This window comes from Mesorhizobium sp. 113-1-2 (assembly GCF_016756475.1).
Classification (GTDB): Bacteria; Pseudomonadota; Alphaproteobacteria; order Rhizobiales; family Rhizobiaceae; genus Mesorhizobium; species Mesorhizobium loti_C.
In genome coordinates, this window is sequence record NZ_AP023242.1 from 1,138,671 (window position 1) to 1,154,780 (window position 16,110).

The following is a 16,110-nucleotide window of genomic DNA, read 5'->3' on the forward strand; positions in this document are numbered from 1 at the left end:
CTTCGTCATTCTAGGGCGAAGCGACGCGGCGCAGACCCCTGGAGCTGCTCCCCAGCCCAAGGAATCCATGCCGGGACGTCGGTCAAAGGATACTTCAGATCAGAATAGGCGTTGCGTACAGCGGTAGACAGAAATTCTGCACCGCTGCGGCGCTCGAAGATCACGGCATGGATCCTTGGGTCTTCGCTCCGCTTTGCGTCGCTACGCCCAAGGATGACGAACGTGATTGGTCGACCGAATACTCAGCCGTAGATCTGCTTGTGGATCTGGTAGAGCATTTCCGAGCGGTCGGCGCGCATGTCGGCCAGGTCGCGACTGGTGAAGCTGTCGATTTCGGCGACGAGGCGGTTGTAGTGCTTGCGCTTGGCGATGCTGCTGCGAGCGCGGGTCATGAGATCGTTGAAGATCATAGCAAGGGTCCTTTCGTGCCGCATTCTGGCGGCGGGTTTCTTCCTCCCTTGGTCAATACGGAACATGACATAGGAATGGTGCATTGCAAAAAGAAGATGTTGCAATGCACCATTGCGCGCAGCGCATAGCCGGTTAATCGAGTCCTAAGGCGCGTGGCCACGGGCCGGACCCGGTCCTCTCCGTTTTGTCATACAAATTGCGACGGCTCCGTCTTGCCAGATCGATCGCGGGCTGGCTTGATCCGGTTTCACATGATGCCGGGAGGAAATGCATGGCGGCCGCAGATTATTACGAAATTCTCGACCCGCGCTTCGCGCGGCTGTTCAACGGCAACGCGCAGGTGGACAAGCTGTTCACCGGATGCCGCTGGGCGGAAGGGCCGGCCTGGTTCGCCGCCGGGCGCTACGTCGTCTGGTCCGACATCCCGAACAACCGCATGCTGCGTTATGACGAGACGGACGGCAGCGTCAGCGTCTTCCGGCAGCCGTCGGGCAACTCCAACGGCAACACCGTCGACCGGCAGGGCCGGCTGGTCACTTGCGAGCATTCGGGGCGCCGCGTCAGCCGCACCGAATATGACGGCTCGGTCACCACGATCGCCGCCAAATGGAAGGGCAAGCGGCTGAACTCGCCCAACGACGTGGTGGTGAAGTCCGACGGCTCGATCTGGTTCACCGACCCGACCTACGGCATCGACACCGACTATGAGGGCGACAAGGCCGAGAGCGAGATCGGCGCCTGCTATGTCTACCGGGTCGATCCCGACACCGGCGAAGTCGAGGCCGTCATCACCGACATGGTCAGGCCGAACGGGCTTGCCTTCTCGGTCGATGAAAGCCTGCTCTATGTCGTCGATACCGGCCGCACGCATGGCGCTGAGAACCCGGCGCATATGCGGGTGTTCAACATCGGCAAGCACGGCAAGAAGGTGTCGGGCGGCAAGGTCTTCGCCGACTGCACCGCCGGCCTGTTCGACGGCTTCCGGCTCGACGCCGATGGACGCATCTGGACGAGTGCCGCCGACGGCATCCATTGCTACGATCCGGACGGCACGCTGATCGGCAAGGTCAAGGTGCCGGAGGTGACCGCCAATTGCGTGTTCGGCGGCGCCAAGCTGAACTGCCTCTACATCGCCGGCACCACCTCGCTCTATTCGGTGCGGTTGATGGTGAACGGGGCCAAGACTTTTTGAGTGAGACCGTTTGGAAATTCTACTCTGGCGGCCATCTGAAGGCGTTTTCTGCGCTTCCGGTGCTCACGGACCCAAATGTCCGCTGCGCTCCGGTTCTCGAAACCACCATCATATGACTCGCCAGAGCGAATTTCGAAACGGTCTCCCAGCGGCGTTAGCTATTTGAAGGGGAGGACGTCATGCCATTCGTCAACATCCGCATCGTCAAGGAAGTGATCGCCGCCGATCCGGCAGGCAAGAAGGCTGACATCGCCAAGAAAGTCACGGCGGCCATCATGGACGCCACCGGGCTCGGCAATAACGATGTCTGGGTGGTTTTCGAAGAGGTCAACGCCCGCGACTGGTATGTCGGCAAGACCGATGTCGAGACGCTGCGGAAGGGGTAGCTCTTCCCTTCTCCCCCTGCGGGAGAAGGTGGATCGGCGCGCAGCGCCGAGACGGTTGAGGGGTGGGTGACGGAGTGCTGTCGGCGCCAAGCTGGAGCACCCCTCATCCGACCTCGCTTCGCGAGGCCACCTTCTCCCACAAGGGGAGAAGGAAGAGCGACCGCCGGTCAGCGCGTCCGAATGAACTCCGCGAAACCGTGCACCGCGTCGCGCATCGCCAGCACATTTCCCGGCTCAGCCAAAATAGCCTCCACCTCCGCCGGCTTCTTCCCCAGCAGGGCGATCTCCAGCCCGCCATCATACATCGCAAACGACATCGTCCGCATGATCTCGGCCAAAGCGGCGCGGGCGAACAGCGAACGCGGCGAGGCGTGGACCAGCATGGCCGGTTTGGCGACGGCGGCGTCGCGCGAGACCAGCCAGTCGAGCGCGTTCTTCAGCCCGCCCGGCACGCCATGGGCATATTCGGGACAGGAGACGATGACGCCGTCGGCACTGGTGACGGCGTCGATCAGGTCCGCCGCTTCGCGCGGCGTCCGCTCGCCCTCGTCGTCGGGGTTGAAGATCGGCAGCCGGCCGAGTCCGTCATAGACGCTGACGCGGCAGCCGGCCGGCGCGTTGCGCGCCAGTGCCGCGACCAGTGCCGAATTGGTAGAGGCCGCGCGCAGGCTACCGGAGATGGCAAGGAGATTCGGCAAGGTATGGGGCCAGTCAGGACGAATCGTCGTCCGTAAAACCTACCACATCGTCTGCTTGTATTCCTCGTCGAGCCAGCGGTCGGTCGCATCGGCCGACTCGGCAACCACCAGCTGGTCGCGCAGGATCTGGCCGAGCGTCGGCAGCGTCGAGCGGTCGTACCAGGTGTCCGGCTTCCACAGATCGGAGCGCATGAAGGCCTTGGCGCAATGCATGTAGGCCGCCTTGACCGTAACCACGACGACGCTTTGCGGCTCCTTGCCATCGACGGCGAGGCGTTCGCGCAAACCGGCATCGACGGTGATGCGGGCATCGCCATTGACGCGCAGCGTCTCGTTCATGCCGGGGATGAGGAAAAGCAGGCCGACCGAGGGATTGCGCAGGATGTTCTCCAACGTATCCAGCCGGTTGTTGCCGGGCCGGTCGGGGATGGCGATGGTCCTGTCGTCGAGAATGGCGGCGAAACCGGGTTTGTCGCCCTTGGGCGTCACATCGGCATTGCCTTCGCCGTCGGAAGAACCGATCAGCACGAACGGGCTCTTGCCGATGAAGGAGCGGCAATGGCCGTCAAGCGCCTTCAATTCCTTGCGGATCGAGCCGTCGGTGGGCCGGGGCGTCTTGTAGATCGTCCGCAATTCCTCGCGCGAGGTCACGAATTCCATGGCTCTCCCCCTTATTTTCCGGCCCCTATTTGCCGGGCTTTTCTTCCCCGCTCGCCTTGTCGTCCAACGAATGATGCAGGATCAGCGGCATCTGGCTGAAGGTGAACAGAAGCGTGATCGGCATGATGCCCCAGACCTTGAAGGTAACCCAGGCATCGGTGGAAAAATTGCGCCACACCACTTCGTTGACGACGGCCAGGAAGATAAAGAACAGGCCCCAGCGGAAGGTGAGTTTGCGCCAGCCTTCGGCATCGAGCTTGAAGGCCGAATCGAAGACATAGCCGAGCAGCGACCTGCCGAAGAACAGGCCGCCGAGCAGCACGCCGCCGAACAGCGTGTTGACGATGGTCGGCTTCATCTTGATGAAGATGTCGTCCTGCAGATAGAGCGTCAGCGCGCCGAAGATGAAGACGACGACGCCCGACACCATCGGCATGATCGGCAGCGTGCGCGTCAGCAGCCATGAAGCGATCAGCGCGATGGCCGTGGCGGCCATGAACAGGCCGGTGGCGACGAAGATCGGACCGCCGAATTCGCCCAAAACAGGGAATTTCTGCACCAGCCACTCGCCGCGCGCATTGGCGAAGAAGAAGACCAACAGCGGCCCGAGCTCCAGCACCAGCTTGAGCACGGGATTGACGCCTTCCTTCTTCTCTTTCTGCGGGTCGGACGGATCGCGTTCGAGAATGGGTGGGTTCATGATCTTCCTTCTTACGCACGATCCCGTTGAAAAGGGATCCTGCCGTTACGCCACTCCAGCGATCGCCCTGGCGAATTCGCTTGCGGAGAAAGGTTCGAGGTCGTCGACCTGTTCGCCGACGCCGATGAAATAGACCGGCAGTTTGTGCTTTGCCGCGATCGCCACCAGAATACCGCCGCGCGCCGTGCCGTCCAGCTTGGTCATCACCAGGCCGTTGACGCCAGCGATGTTGCGGAAGATCTCGACCTGGTTGAGCGCGTTCTGGCCGGTGGTGGCGTCGACCGTCTGCAGCACGGTGTGCGGCGCTTCCGGATCGAGCTTGCCGAGCACGCGGACGATTTTTTCCAGTTCCGCCATCAGCTCGGTCTTGTTCTGCAGCCGGCCGGCGGTGTCGATGATCAGCACGTCGGAGCCGGCTTCTTTTGCCCGTTCGAAGGCGTCGTAAGCGAGGCCGGCGGCATCGGCGCCGAGCTTGGAGGCTATGACCGGCGATTTCGTCCGCTCGCCCCAGATCTTCAATTGCTCGATCGCGGCGGCGCGGAAGGTGTCGCCGGCGGCGAGCATCACCGACAGGCCGCCATCGGTCAGTTTTGCCGCCAGCTTGCCGATGGTGGTGGTCTTGCCAGTGCCGTTGACGCCGACCACCAGGATGACATGCGGCTTGTGCGAGAGATCGAGCTCCAGCGGCCGGGCGACGGGGGTCAGCACCTTCTCCACCTCGGCCGCCATGACGGTACGGACATCCGTATCGGAGACGTCCTTGCCGTAGCGGCTGGCGGCCAGCGCGTCGGTGATACGAAGCGCTGTCTCCATGCCGAGATCGGCGCGGATCAGCACGTCTTCCAGGTCCTGCAGCGTCTCTTCGTCGAGCTTGCGCTTGGTGAAGACGCCGGCGATGTTGCCGGTGAGTTCGCGCGACGAACGGGCAAGCCCGTCCCGCATGCGCTGGAACCAGGAGCGCCGCGGCGCCGGCTCCGGCGCCTTCACCGGCTCGGCCTTCTGCTCGACCTTTTTGGCGACGGTCACCTTGCCGGGCGCGGGTTTTGGTTCGGGCAGGGGTTGGGGTGGGACCGGTGCTACCTTGGCGATGACAGGCCGCGGCTCGACCGCCGGGGGCGCAGCTTCGACCGGCGTGCGCTTTACCTCCCCCTCGATGGGGGAGGTCCCGAGCGCAGCTCGGGGGTGGGGGTGACTGGCGCCGGCGTCGGCGCCATCACCCCACCCCGACGCTTCGCGTCGACCCTCCCCATCGAGGGGAGGGTGGGGCATCGGCGCGGCTTCAGCGAGCGGCGCTATTTCTTTGATGTTCGCAAGAGGAGGCGTCGGCGCTTGAGGGGCGGCGCTAACATCCGAAGTTGGCTGTGCGGAAGGTGCAGCCGGTGGCGGCACCTCGACCGGTGCTGGCGTCTCGACCGGAATCTCGGCAGGCGGCGCTGGCACTTCGATCGGCGCCGGTTCGGGCTGCCTTTCCGGACGCGACGGCGCAATTTCCGGCTCGGCTGGCGCCGGAGCAGGGACTTCCTGCGGCTGCGGTTCGGGAGCGGGCCCCGGGGCGGCGGGGGGAAGCGGAATTTCCTCCGGCGCCGGGGGCTCCGGAGGCTGTGGCGCGGGTGCTGGTTCCTCGACCGGCGCCGGCTCAGGCAGCAGTTCCGGTTCAGACGGAACGGCCGGCTCCGGCTCAGTCGGAATGGTTGGTGCGGGCTCGGGTGCTGGCTCTTCGACAGGCGTCGGCGCGCTCTTTACCTCCCCCTCGATGGGGGAGGTCCCAAGCGCAGCTTGGGGGTGACTGGCGCCAGCGTCGGCGCTGTCACCCCTCCCCGCCACTTCGTGGCGACTCTCCCCATCGAGGGGAGGGTGAGGGGCTGGTTCTGGCTCGGTCGGCGCTATCGGCGCAAGTTCCGCCTCGGGCAGGGGCCCGTCGCGCTTTAGAAACTCGGGAACGACCTGCTCGGCCGCCGGTTTCAGCGCATCGAGCTGGTCCCATTTGATGGGTGGCAGCGGGGCGGTCTCGTCGACGCGCTCCTCGACAACCTCTTTCTTGCCGAACGAAAATATCTTCTTGAAAAAACCAGCCATGCTTTGCGTTTCTCAGGCGGCGCGTGCGGCAAGCGGGGCTGCGTTCAGCCTGATACCATCGTGGCCAGTAATTGTCGCTTCGACGATCTCGCCAGGCGCGCCGGTGCCGAGCGCGGCAAGCGTAAATCCTTCGGTGCGGCCAAGGCCGTCGCGCTCGATCAGGATCGATTGCCGGGTGCCGGTCAGCGGGGAGAGATGGCGCCGGTACGCGGCTTCGCCGGCGGCGCGCAGCCGGGCGGCGCGCTGCTTGACCAGTTCGCGGCGGACCTGCGGCATGCGCGCGGCAGGCGTGCCTTCGCGCGGTGAAAACGGGAAGACGTGGAGATGGGTCAGGCCACATTCCTCGACGATCTTTATCGAGTTCTCGAACATGGCGTCGGTCTCGGTCGGGAAGCCGGCGATGATGTCGGCGCCGAAGACGATTGCGGGCCGCAATTTGCGCACGTCCTCGCAGAAGCGGATCGACTGGTCGCGCAGATGCCTTCGCTTCATCCGCTTCAGGATCATGTCGTCGCCCGACTGCAGCGACAGATGCAGATGCGGCATCAGCCTGGATTCGGTGGCGATGGCATCGAGCAAGTCGTCGTCGGCCTCGATGGAATCGATCGAGGATAGCCGCAGGCGCTTCACATCGGGCACCTGTTTCAGGATGGTCTTGACCAATTTGCCGAGCTTGGGCGCGCCCGGCAGGTCGGCGCCAAAAGACGTCATGTCGACGCCGGTCAGCACGATCTCGGCATAGCCGTTGCCGGCCAGCCGCTTGACCTGCTCGACCACAGCGCCCATCGGCACCGAGCGAGAATTGCCGCGGCCATAGGGAATGATGCAGAAGGTACAGCGGTGGTCGCAGCCATTCTGCACCTGAACGAAGGCGCGGGCGCGGCCCTCGATGGCGTCGATCATATGGCCGGCGGTCTCGCGCACTGAAAAGATGTCGTTGACGCGCGCCTTCTCGGTGTCGTTGACGCCGAAATCCGGCAACGCGCGATACGAATGCGCCTTCAGCTTCTCCTCATTGCCAAGCACAAGATCGACCTCGTCCATGGCGGCGAATTTTTCAGGTTCGGTCTGGGCGGCGCAGCCGGTGACGATGATGCGCGCCCCAGGGTTGTCGCGGCGCGCCTTGCGGATCGCCTGTTTGGCCTGGCGCACCGCCTCGCCGGTGACGGCGCAGGTGTTGAAGATCACGGCGCCGCCTTGCAGCGCGCCGAGCCCGGCACTTTCGGCCTCGCGCCGCATCACTTCGGATTCATAGGTGTTCAGCCGGCAACCGAAGGTCACCACGTCAATGCGGCTGGGGGCCTCGGAAAGGGAGCCGTCGAAATCCGGGCTCTTGGACAGAGCAACCGACATCAGGCCGCGCTTTCGGTGTCGCGGGCCCAGGTGCCGGTCGAAGGATCGAAATTGCCGGAAAATTCCCATTCGGCCGCACCGGTCAGGATGACGTGGTCGTCGTCGCGCCATTCGACATGCAGCGTGCCGCCGCCGGGGGTCAGCAGGCTGGCGCTGCGTCCGGTGCGCCTGGTGCGGGCCGCAGCCACCACCGATGCGCAGGCCGCGGAGCCGCAGGCTTTGGTCAAGCCGGCGCCGCGCTCCCAGGTGCGGATGATCATGCTTTCGGGCGACGTCACCTGGGCGATGGTGATGTTGGCGCGTTCAGGGAAGATCGGGTGGTTTTCGAGCAGCGGACCGAAGCGTTCGAGCTCATAGGACCAGACGTCACGGTCGACCCAGAAGATGGCATGCGGATTGCCCATCGAGACGGCGGAGGGCGAATGCAGCACCGGCGCGTCGATCGGGCCGATCTGCAGTTCGATCATGCGGGTGTCGCGGAATTCTTCGGCCAGCGGAATCTCCTGCCAGCCGAAATGCGGGATACCCATGTCGACCGAGATCGTGCCGTCGGCATGTTCGCGGGCGTTGAGGATGCCGGCACGGGTCTCGAAGGTGAAAGTCTTCTGGCCGGTCTCGGCGGCGAGCGCCTGCACCACGCAGCGCATGCCGTTGCCGCAGGCCTGCGCACTGGTGCCGTCGGAATTCAGGATGTCGACATAATAGGCAGTGCCCGGTGTCTTCGCATCATGGATCGCCATGATCTGGTCGAAGCGGGTCGCGGCATCTGCGTTCAGCGCAAGTGCGGCGGCCGCCGTCACCTGATCGGCACGGCCGCGCATATCGGCGACGATGATCTCGTTGCCGATGCCGTTCATCTTGGCGAAAGGGGCAGTGCTTGCCATTGCTCCGCGAAATTCCGTGTCCGTTTGGCGCTATATGGCGGAAACGGGCGGGAATTACCAGTGCGCAGGCGTGTTCAGTCACGGCGAAGGTGCCGGACTTGGTCACGGCGGAGACGCCGGACTTAGGTCACAGCGAAGATGCCCAGCACCACCAGCAGGAAGATGACGAGAACGATGCCGATAAGGATGCGCGCGCCGGTGGCCGCGGCTCCGGCCAGCGCCGGCATGCCGAGCAGGCTCGCCGCGGCGGCGACGATGAGCAGGATGATGATCCATTTGATCATGGGAATGCCTCGCAAGCCGATAGATTTTGAAGCTGCAGGAAAACGCTTCTGTCGCGCTTGGGTTCCCGCCGGCTGGCACAAGTGTCAAAAACTAGCCGGCGATCTCGATGTCGGTGCTGAACGGCGCCGTCTTGGTCGAATTCTGGTCATGCATGAGGAAGTCGCACTTATATTTCCCCGCCGGCAGGCCATCGAGGGACAGGTCGAGCTTGAAGAAGAGTTCGCGGTTGTGCGAGCGGGAAGCGACCTGAACGCTGCCGATCTTCTCGAAAGTGCCCAGGGCTTCGCCCGTGTCGGAAAGCACGGTGAGGTCGACGGAAAGCGCGATCTGGCTGTTGCCGAGGCCGTCCGAGCCATAGCCATAGCCGACCGGTTCCATGTAGAGCACGACCTTCTCGCCGGGCTTGTAGATGTGATTGGCACGCTCGCTGTAGATGCCGAAGCCGCCGGCCGAATCGACCTGTTTGACGTTCTGCACGGCGAGCGGCATCGCTTGCCACAACGCCTCCTCGGCGCCGCGGAATTTCTCCAGCGCGCCGGCGCCATCGCCTGCTTGCAGCGCCTTTTCGGCCTCGGCGGCGCGATCGGCGATGTCACCCGCGAAAGCCGCCGGCGCCGAGATTGCCAGTGCCATCAGTGCTGCAAGGATCGATTTCATTTGAGGTCCCCTTTTTTGCTGGCCGGACCATCGGCGAAAATGACCGTGCCGTAAATGGCCAATGCGGACTTCAGCCGTGCTCGACCTCCGGTACCTTCCAGACCTCACCGGGCAGCAAGGCGCGAAAACGTTCCGGCGGCAGGCCCTCTGCCTCGAGCGCCTCGGTCAGTTTGCGGGACGGCTCGTCCATCGGTTCGTCGGTGAGCTGAAACGTGCCCCAGTGGCATCCGGCGGCGAAGGCGGCATTGCACAGCTTCATGCCTTGCACCGCTTCTTGCGGATTCTGGTGCTGCGGCGCCATGAACCAGCGCGGCTCGTAGGCGCCGATCGGCAGGATGGCAAAGCGGAAGCCGCCATGTTTGTCGGCCATCAGCCGGTAGTTGATGCCGTCATGGAAGCCGGTATCGCCGGCGAAATAGATTTTGCCGCTCGGCGTCTCGATGACGAAGCCGGCCCACAGCGCCATGCGGCGGTCGCGGGCACCGCGCGCCGACCAGTGATGCGTCGGCTCGATGTGGATCGCGGTGCGGTCAGCGATGTCGACCCTATCGCCCCAATCATGCGCCGCCAGCTGCATGTCTGGAACCGCCTCGCCGATCAGCACATCGTTGCCGAGCGGCGTCACCACCAGCGGATCGTGCTTTTCCTTCAGCCGCTTCAGCGTGGCAAGGTCGAGATGGTCATAGTGGTTGTGGCTGACCAGAACGAGGTCGATCGGCGGCAGATCGTCGAAGGCGATGCCTGGCGGATTGACGCGTTTTGGTCCGGCGAAGGAAAACGGCGAGGTGCGTTGCGACCAGACCGGATCGGTGAGGATGTTCAGTCCGGCCGTCTGGATCAGCAGGGTGGAGTGACCGACCATGGTCACGGTCAGATCGCAACCTTCGACCCGCGCGGCTGGCCTTGCCTGCGGAAAGGGGCTCGGACTGGTTGCCGGCCATCTCGCGCGCTGGCCGTTGAACTGCCATTTCATGAGATCGGTGAAGCGGCCGGGCATCCGGCCGCCGGGATTGAAGAACAGAGTGCCATCGAAATGGTCGCTGGACGGACCGCTGTAATAGCGGTTGGCGGCTTTCTTTCTGGCGGCCAAGGTCTGCGCTCCAGCGGTTTCGGCTCCTTGACATAGGTTCTGTGCCGGTTGGCGCAAGCATTGCCTTGCGGAATTCCAAGGTCGCGGCGCCTGGGGCAACAGGCTGCGCGCTGTGACGGCCACAACTTTCGGTGTACCATCGGCAGGCGGAATGAGGGTTCACCATGCGGCGGCTGGCAATTCTTGTGATCATCGCAATCGCGTCGATGTCGTCGATGGCTGCGGCGCAGACACGGCAAGACAAGCCCGGCGCCTGCAGCCACGCACCAGCCATCATGGCGGCGGCCGATTTTCTGCTGGCCGAACCGGCGCAGTTCCCGAATTTCTGGCGCGATCGGTACGGGGACGACGCCGCGTATCTGAAGATACGCTATGGCGATCTCAGCCATGCCGAGGGCTCGGCGCTTCTGGCTAACTTGGAAAAACGTAGCCATCCGCCGCAGCGCATTGCCGAACTGAGGCTCGCCTATGCCAAAACAGCGGACCGGGCGGCGATGATTGCCGGCATGCAGCCGCAGCCCAATGCGAAGTCGATTTTGCCTCAGCTTGGGCTACCTGCCTTGCGCGTGCTGGTCATCGAGGATGGCGGCGATTGGCTGCTGGGCGAACTGGGTCACTTGCAGACGTTGGATCTTTACCAGGCGTTAGACGCCGCCAAAGCAATTGCGGACGCGCTGTCCGTTCTCGATGACGAGGCAAAGTCTCAGTTCGCCCAAAGGGCCGAAAATGCAGGCGTTTGGCCGCTGGCTCTCGAGATGCGGGCGGTCAAGGACGACCTCTCCGACTACGTCGCGTACCTCGACAAGCTTCCACCCCACAAAGGCAATCGCACGGGGTTTATCCGCAATGCTCTTTACTCAGCCGATCTTCGCCCTTCGTTCGATATCTCCAAACAGCCAGCCGAAGTGCAGGCGCTCGACCGTCAAAACGGCATGGGGCCGGCTATCCGACAGATCGGGCGGCTGATCGACTATGCTCCTCAGGCCGCGATCTTGCTGCCTCTCGTCAACCAGACCGGCGACCTGCGCCTCGGCACCACGGTGGCAGCTGCGCTTAACGCGCAGATTGCCGGAAAGCAGCTCGACCCGGTCAACGATCCCGATGCTGTTACGACGGCCATGCTCGACGGGATCGATCATGTTCTAGGTCACCGCGACCGGGAGGATAACCTGCGTCACGCCCTAATCTTTGAAATGGGCGAAACGGCAGAGTCGTTCATCGACAGGGCGTTGGCCCGGTCGACGTTGGCCTCCTTCATGCAAGGCAATGTGGCCAAACCGCCACCTCGCCCGAAACTGCTCACAGCGGCCTTACCTTGGGAACAGTGGGTCGGATTGGCCGGCAGACTGAAGGCCGGCGAAGCCATCGCGCCAGAGGATCGCATCGTTGCGGCCGATCTCATGATCGCAGCCGACCGTCCTGCGGATGCGTTGGCCTTGCTGAAAACGACCGGCGATTGGAAGACGGCAGTGCGGCGCTCTCATGAGCTGGCGCTTAGGCTGGACCGCCGATGCGCCGACCTGCTGCGGCCCCCAATGCCGATTTCGCGGCCGCTCTACCGGTTCGAGCCGCGTTAGGGGCGCCTTCGATGACCGACGAGCGCGCCTTTGATTGCGATAAATTTGCAACAATCTTGCCGCAAACCCTATTTTAACCATATCGGGTTGAAATTTCGCCACCTTCTCCATCTTGGTGGAGGGTGATATTGCGCGGACGGCATCCCCCCAGCCGGCTCCGACGGAGGTTGTAATGAATTTTTCGAAAAGCGGTCTGGTGGCCGTATCGCTGGCGGCGCTCGTTGCGAGTGGCTGCTCGACCACACGCTTCTCGTCGATGGACGACCAGCAGCCCGCGCCACTGCCTGCGGCTCCGGCCGGCCAGGTGAGTTCCAACCAGCTGCCGCCGCCGGCCTCGCCCGGCACCACCGACCCGTCGCAATTCCCGACCGCACCGGCAAACACACAGGTTGCGTCCCTGCCGCCTGACGGCGCGGCACCCGCCGGCGCCTCGGATCTCAGCGCGGCTGCCGTCGCCGGCGTCTGGAACGCCAGCGTTTCCGGCCAGACCTGCAAGATTGCGACACCGCAGACCAAGTTCGGCGCCGGCTTCCGTGCCGGGCCGCTGCATTGCCCGGCGCCGATCGACGGCATCAAGTCCTGGAACGTCGCCGGCAAGCAGCTGACGCTCTACGATGAGAATGGCGGTTCGCTGGCGCGGCTCTATTCCTCGGGCGGCTCGAAATTCGACGGCCAGACTTCCAACGGTCAGCCGATCTCGCTTACAAGGTAGGCTAGATATGCCGATATTCAGGTGATGCCGGCCTGCGAACGGCGGTTTTCTGCGCTTCCGGTGCTCACGTACTTTAAGTACGCTCCGCTCCGGTTCTCGAAAGCCGCCATTCTCGGCTCGGCCTGACCTGAATCTCGACACATCTAGTTCCCCCGGAGCGTCCTGCTCTGAACAAACGACGTGACCTATGCATCTGCGTGACGGCCTCCAGACCCATGCGACCGTCAGGCAGCGCTACGACCATCTGGTGGAAACCGGCGCGGTCGAACGCGACTTGGCGCAGGAACGCATCGCCGCCGCGCTCGACCGGCTGACCGATGAAATCTCGGCCAAGCGGCTGGCGCACAAATCGAGTGCGCTGGGCTGGCTGTTTGCCCGTAAGCGCGAGACGCGGGAGATCGTCAGGGGTCTCTACATCCATGGCGGTGTCGGCCGCGGCAAGACCATGCTGATGGACATGTTCTTCGAGCTGCTGCCGGTCCGTCGCAAGCGCCGCGTGCATTTCAACGACTTCATGGCCGATGTGCAGGACCGTATCCAGAAGCACCGGCAGGCGCGCAAGAATGGCGACGTCAAAGAGGACGATCCGATCCCGCCGGTGGCCAAGGCGCTGGCCGAACAGGCCTGGGTGCTGTGCTTCGACGAATTTTCGGTCACCGACATTGCCGACGCGATGATCCTGTCCAGGCTGTTTTCGGCGCTGTTTGCCAATGGCGTCGTACTGGTCGCCACCTCGAACGTGGCGCCGGAAAATCTTTACCGCGACGGGCTCAATCGCCAGCTGTTCCTGCCGTTCATCGGCATCCTGGAACGGCATGCTCAGGTGCTGTCGCTCGACAGCGACAAGGATTACCGGCTGGAAAAGCTCGACCGCACGCCGGTCTATGTCACGCCGGTCGATGAAGCGGCCGACCGGGCGCTCGACGAGGCCTGGCGGACGATGACGCGCGGCGCGCCGACAGAAGCGACGTCGCTGACGCTGAAGGGACGGCATGTTGTGGTGCCTGCCGCCGCCGGCAACGCGGCCCGGTTTTCCTTCGCCGATCTCTGCGAAAAACCGCTCGGCGCGCGCGATTTCCTGGCCATCGCCGGGCGTTTCTCGACGGTCTTCATCGATCACGTGCCGGTGCTGGGCGAAGGCAAGCGCAACGAAGCCAAACGCTTCATCCTGCTGATCGACACGCTCTACGACCACCATGTGCGCCTGGTGGTGAGCGCCGAGGCCGCGCCGCAAGAGCTCTATGTGGCCAAGCGCGGCGTCGAAGTGTTCGAGTTCGAACGCACGGCCTCCCGCCTGATCGAGATGCAGAGCCGCGACTGGCTGGAGGACTGGGCGGAACGGCGGAAAGCGAAGGCGAACAAACCGGAAGGCCGGCACGGCGAGCCTCCCGTCGCCACGGCTTGAACCCTTCAGGCGGTTGGCAAACTGCCGGCAACAACTGTGTAGTGATCGACGAATTCGGATTTCTCCAGGAGATAGCGATCATCTTCAGGGTAGTAGCGGGCCAGTTCCGGTGCGTCGCCGGCAAAACCTCGCACGGCATCCATTGATGTCCACCAGCTCAAGGTCACGATCTCCGTCGTGTCGTCGCCACGATCACGCATAAGCATCTGGAAGCCGCGATTGCCTGTCGTGGCCGCGTAATCGAGCCCCCCTGTCCTCCCGACATAGGCGGCATAGGCAGCGCGATCCCGTGTGCGGATGACGGACGACCAGCGGCGCAGAATGAGAGGTTCTGTTTCGGCCATGGCTAACCTCCTTGTTGTCGTGGCCGCACAGCGACCCATCTGCATGGTCTAGAGCCTGTAAACGTACATCACGAACGGCTCGGCCACCGAATCGCGCGACTCATAAAGCGCGCGGGCCGGGACGTTGTCGGGCTCGGTGCCGACCCAGGCCTCTTCGCAGCCATGCTCCCTGCTGATCGCGAACATCGCGTCGAGCATTCTGCGCGCGATACCCTGGCGTTGGAAGGCGGGCGATACGCCGACCTCGTCGATGTAGAGTTCCGCAACCTTGTCGGGATGGCGGTGGATCACCGCCGCGCATTGCCCGACAACCAGACCGTCAGCCAACGCGACGATCATAAAATGGCCGGGTTGCCTGAGATAGGTTGTCAATCGATCCGGCCTGACCGGCTCGTCGAACACATCCTCGGCAACCCGCATCACAAGGGCGTCATCGCCGGCTTCAAGTCTTATGATCTCCACCTTCATGGTGTACTTTCTCCCAAGTCGGCTTACGAACTTTGACGTTTACGTAAATCCCAAACCGTCTAACCGATTGAAAATGCTCACTCCAAAATAATCGTTTGAATTTATCTTGCACCGGGGCTATTGGGTGCGGCGAAATCTCACGGGTTTCCGCAGCATTCCGGCCTCTTCCTCGATGCCGTCATCAAGTCACTAAAGACTTGGGGCACCGTAACAGACAAAGGGAAAATATCCTCACATGGCACGCAACAAGATAGCGCTTATCGGCTCGGGCATGATCGGCGGCACGCTGGCCCACATGATCGGCCTCAAGGACCTCGGCGACGTGGTTCTGTTCGATATCGCCGAGGGTATTCCGCAAGGCAAGGGGCTCGATATCGCGCAGTCGTCGCCGGTCGATGGTTTCGACTCCCGGCTGACCGGCGTCAACGACTATGCCGGCATCGAGGGCGCCGATGTCTGCATCGTCACCGCCGGCGTGCCGCGCAAGCCGGGCATGAGCCGCGACGACCTGCTCGGCATCAATCTCAAGGTCATGGAGCAGGTCGGCGCCGGTCTGAAGAAGTACGCGCCCAAGGCCTTCGTCATCTGCATCACCAACCCGCTCGACGCCATGGTATGGGCGCTGCAGAAGTTTTCCGGCCTGCCCAAGACCCATGTCGTCGGCATGGCCGGCGTGCTCGACAGCGCACGCTTCCGCTATTTCCTGGCCGAGGAATTCAAGGTCTCGGTCGAGGACGTCACTGCATTCGTGCTCGGCGGCCACGGCGATTCCATGGTGCCGATGATCCGCTATTCCACGGTCTCGGGCATTCCGCTGCCCGACCTCGTCAAGATGGGCTGGACCTCGAAGGAGAAGCTCGACCAGATCGTGCAGCGCACCCGCGACGGCGGCGCCGAGATCGTCGGCCTGCTCAAGACCGGCTCGGCCTACTACGCGCCGGCCGCCTCGGCGATCCAGATGGCCGAAGCCTATCTCAAGGACAAGAAGCGCGTCCTGCCTTGTGCCGCGCACCTCTCCGGCCAGTATGGCGTCAAGGGCACTTATGTCGGCGTTCCCGTGGTGATCGGCGCCGGCGGTGTCGAGCGCATCATCGAGATCGACCTCAACAAGACCGAACAGAAGATGTTCGAAAGTTCGGTGGCGACGGTGCAGGGCTTGACCGAGGCCTGCGTCAAGATCGCACCGCAGCTCGCCTCGAAGTAACCCCAGCC

At 63.5% G+C, this 16,110-nt stretch carries 18 protein-coding genes; 6 read left to right on the top strand and 12 right to left on the bottom strand.

Annotated features, from left to right (window positions below; genetic code table 11):
* Positions 1–242: 242 nt before the first annotated feature.
* Complete coding sequence (locus JN279_RS05350) at positions 243–410, bottom strand: hypothetical protein (RefSeq protein ID WP_095202681.1); 168 nt, start codon at positions 408–410, stop codon at positions 243–245.
* Positions 411–682: 272 nt separating this feature from the next.
* On the opposite strand from JN279_RS05350, the gene JN279_RS05355 reads away from it, so the two are divergent.
* Positions 683–1,603: an SMP-30/gluconolactonase/LRE family protein gene (locus tag JN279_RS05355; RefSeq protein WP_096451723.1), complete on the top strand. Its 921-nt coding sequence runs from the start codon at positions 683–685 to the stop codon at positions 1,601–1,603.
* 179 nt (positions 1,604–1,782) lie between these two features.
* Positions 1,783–1,989: a tautomerase family protein gene (locus JN279_RS05360; protein ID WP_202352214.1), complete on the top strand. Its 207-nt coding sequence runs from the start codon at positions 1,783–1,785 to the stop codon at positions 1,987–1,989.
* Between the two features lie 167 nt (positions 1,990–2,156).
* Here JN279_RS05360 and JN279_RS05365 read toward each other — a convergent pair whose 3' ends face one another.
* The 9 genes from JN279_RS05365 to JN279_RS05405 form a co-directional block, all read right to left on the bottom strand.
* Positions 2,157–2,687: an NADPH-dependent FMN reductase gene (locus JN279_RS05365; protein ID WP_202352215.1), complete on the bottom strand. Its 531-nt coding sequence runs from the start codon at positions 2,685–2,687 to the stop codon at positions 2,157–2,159.
* 39 nt (positions 2,688–2,726) lie between these two features.
* Positions 2,727–3,347: a pyridoxamine 5'-phosphate oxidase family protein gene (locus JN279_RS05370; RefSeq protein WP_202352216.1), complete on the bottom strand. Its 621-nt coding sequence runs from the start codon at positions 3,345–3,347 to the stop codon at positions 2,727–2,729.
* 25 nt (positions 3,348–3,372) lie between these two features.
* The gene (locus JN279_RS05375) at positions 3,373–4,047 is read right to left on the bottom strand and encodes a septation protein A (RefSeq protein ID WP_202352217.1); all 675 of its coding nucleotides are present in this window, start codon (positions 4,045–4,047) and stop codon (positions 3,373–3,375) included.
* A gap of 45 nt (positions 4,048–4,092) precedes the next feature.
* Positions 4,093–6,123, bottom strand: a complete 2,031-nt coding sequence (gene ftsY, locus JN279_RS05380; protein WP_202352218.1) for a signal recognition particle-docking protein FtsY — start codon at positions 6,121–6,123, stop codon at positions 4,093–4,095.
* A 12-nt stretch (positions 6,124–6,135) separates the two neighbouring features.
* The gene (mtaB, locus tag JN279_RS05385) at positions 6,136–7,476 is read right to left on the bottom strand and encodes a tRNA (N(6)-L-threonylcarbamoyladenosine(37)-C(2))-methylthiotransferase MtaB (RefSeq protein WP_202352219.1); all 1,341 of its coding nucleotides are present in this window, start codon (positions 7,474–7,476) and stop codon (positions 6,136–6,138) included.
* On the bottom strand, positions 7,476–8,360 hold the full coding sequence (gene dapF / locus JN279_RS05390) for a diaminopimelate epimerase (RefSeq protein WP_202352220.1): 885 nt from the start codon (positions 8,358–8,360) through the stop codon (positions 7,476–7,478). Before dapF ends, mtaB begins: the two co-directional genes overlap by 1 nt.
* 122 nt (positions 8,361–8,482) lie before the next feature.
* Positions 8,483–8,644: a DUF1328 family protein gene (locus JN279_RS05395; RefSeq protein ID WP_010912345.1), complete on the bottom strand. Its 162-nt coding sequence runs from the start codon at positions 8,642–8,644 to the stop codon at positions 8,483–8,485.
* Between the two features lie 91 nt (positions 8,645–8,735).
* Positions 8,736–9,302 (bottom strand): hypothetical protein, encoded by a 567-nt coding sequence (locus JN279_RS05400; RefSeq protein WP_202352221.1) that lies wholly within the window; start codon positions 9,300–9,302, stop codon positions 8,736–8,738.
* 70 nt (positions 9,303–9,372) lie between these two features.
* Positions 9,373–10,392 (bottom strand): MBL fold metallo-hydrolase, encoded by a 1,020-nt coding sequence (locus JN279_RS05405; protein ID WP_202352222.1) that lies wholly within the window; start codon positions 10,390–10,392, stop codon positions 9,373–9,375.
* A gap of 164 nt (positions 10,393–10,556) precedes the next feature.
* Here JN279_RS05405 and JN279_RS05410 point away from each other — a divergent pair, with 164 nt between their 5' ends.
* The 3 genes from JN279_RS05410 (at position 10,557) to zapE (ending at position 14,086) form a co-directional block, all read left to right on the top strand.
* The gene (locus JN279_RS05410; RefSeq protein WP_202352223.1) at positions 10,557–11,969 is read left to right on the top strand and encodes a hypothetical protein; all 1,413 of its coding nucleotides are present in this window, start codon (positions 10,557–10,559) and stop codon (positions 11,967–11,969) included.
* Between the two features lie 172 nt (positions 11,970–12,141).
* Positions 12,142–12,681, top strand: a complete 540-nt coding sequence (locus tag JN279_RS05415) for a protease inhibitor Inh/omp19 family protein (RefSeq protein WP_202352224.1) — start codon at positions 12,142–12,144, stop codon at positions 12,679–12,681.
* Between the two features lie 187 nt (positions 12,682–12,868).
* On the top strand, positions 12,869–14,086 hold the full coding sequence (zapE, locus tag JN279_RS05420; RefSeq protein WP_202352225.1) for a cell division protein ZapE: 1,218 nt from the start codon (positions 12,869–12,871) through the stop codon (positions 14,084–14,086).
* Positions 14,087–14,091: 5 nt separating this feature from the next.
* Here zapE and JN279_RS05425 read toward each other — a convergent pair whose 3' ends face one another.
* Both JN279_RS05425 and JN279_RS05430 read right to left on the bottom strand, forming a co-directional pair.
* Entirely contained in the window at positions 14,092–14,430 is a 339-nt protein-coding gene (locus JN279_RS05425) for a hypothetical protein (protein ID WP_202352226.1), read from the bottom strand.
* Positions 14,431–14,478: 48 nt separating this feature from the next.
* Complete coding sequence (locus JN279_RS05430; RefSeq protein WP_202352227.1) at positions 14,479–14,898, bottom strand: GNAT family N-acetyltransferase; 420 nt, start codon at positions 14,896–14,898, stop codon at positions 14,479–14,481.
* Positions 14,899–15,133: 235 nt separating this feature from the next.
* Here JN279_RS05430 and mdh point away from each other — a divergent pair, with 235 nt between their 5' ends.
* The gene (mdh, locus tag JN279_RS05435) at positions 15,134–16,102 is read left to right on the top strand and encodes a malate dehydrogenase (RefSeq protein WP_096451699.1); all 969 of its coding nucleotides are present in this window, start codon (positions 15,134–15,136) and stop codon (positions 16,100–16,102) included.
* Positions 16,103–16,110 lie beyond the last annotated feature (8 nt).

Coding starts and splice junctions, on each gene's coding strand:
- JN279_RS05350 (WP_095202681.1), bottom strand. CDS start 410: ATGATCTTCAACGATCTCATGACCCGCGCTCGCAGCAGCATCGCCAAG.
- JN279_RS05355 (WP_096451723.1), top strand. CDS start 683: ATGGCGGCCGCAGATTATTACGAAATTCTCGACCCGCGCTTCGCGCGG.
- JN279_RS05360 (WP_202352214.1), top strand. CDS start 1,783: ATGCCATTCGTCAACATCCGCATCGTCAAGGAAGTGATCGCCGCCGAT.
- JN279_RS05370 (WP_202352216.1), bottom strand. CDS start 3,347: ATGGAATTCGTGACCTCGCGCGAGGAATTGCGGACGATCTACAAGACG.
- JN279_RS05375 (WP_202352217.1), bottom strand. CDS start 4,047: ATGAACCCACCCATTCTCGAACGCGATCCGTCCGACCCGCAGAAAGAG.
- ftsY (WP_202352218.1), bottom strand. CDS start 6,123: ATGGCTGGTTTTTTCAAGAAGATATTTTCGTTCGGCAAGAAAGAGGTT.
- mtaB (WP_202352219.1), bottom strand. CDS start 7,476: ATGTCGGTTGCTCTGTCCAAGAGCCCGGATTTCGACGGCTCCCTTTCC.
- dapF (WP_202352220.1), bottom strand. CDS start 8,360: ATGGCAAGCACTGCCCCTTTCGCCAAGATGAACGGCATCGGCAACGAG.
- JN279_RS05395 (WP_010912345.1), bottom strand. CDS start 8,644: ATGATCAAATGGATCATCATCCTGCTCATCGTCGCCGCCGCGGCGAGC.
- JN279_RS05400 (WP_202352221.1), bottom strand. CDS start 9,302: ATGAAATCGATCCTTGCAGCACTGATGGCACTGGCAATCTCGGCGCCG.
- JN279_RS05410 (WP_202352223.1), top strand. CDS start 10,557: ATGCGGCGGCTGGCAATTCTTGTGATCATCGCAATCGCGTCGATGTCG.
- JN279_RS05415 (WP_202352224.1), top strand. CDS start 12,142: ATGAATTTTTCGAAAAGCGGTCTGGTGGCCGTATCGCTGGCGGCGCTC.
- zapE (WP_202352225.1), top strand. CDS start 12,869: ATGCATCTGCGTGACGGCCTCCAGACCCATGCGACCGTCAGGCAGCGC.
- JN279_RS05425 (WP_202352226.1), bottom strand. CDS start 14,430: ATGGCCGAAACAGAACCTCTCATTCTGCGCCGCTGGTCGTCCGTCATC.
- JN279_RS05430 (WP_202352227.1), bottom strand. CDS start 14,898: ATGAAGGTGGAGATCATAAGACTTGAAGCCGGCGATGACGCCCTTGTG.
- mdh (WP_096451699.1), top strand. CDS start 15,134: ATGGCACGCAACAAGATAGCGCTTATCGGCTCGGGCATGATCGGCGGC.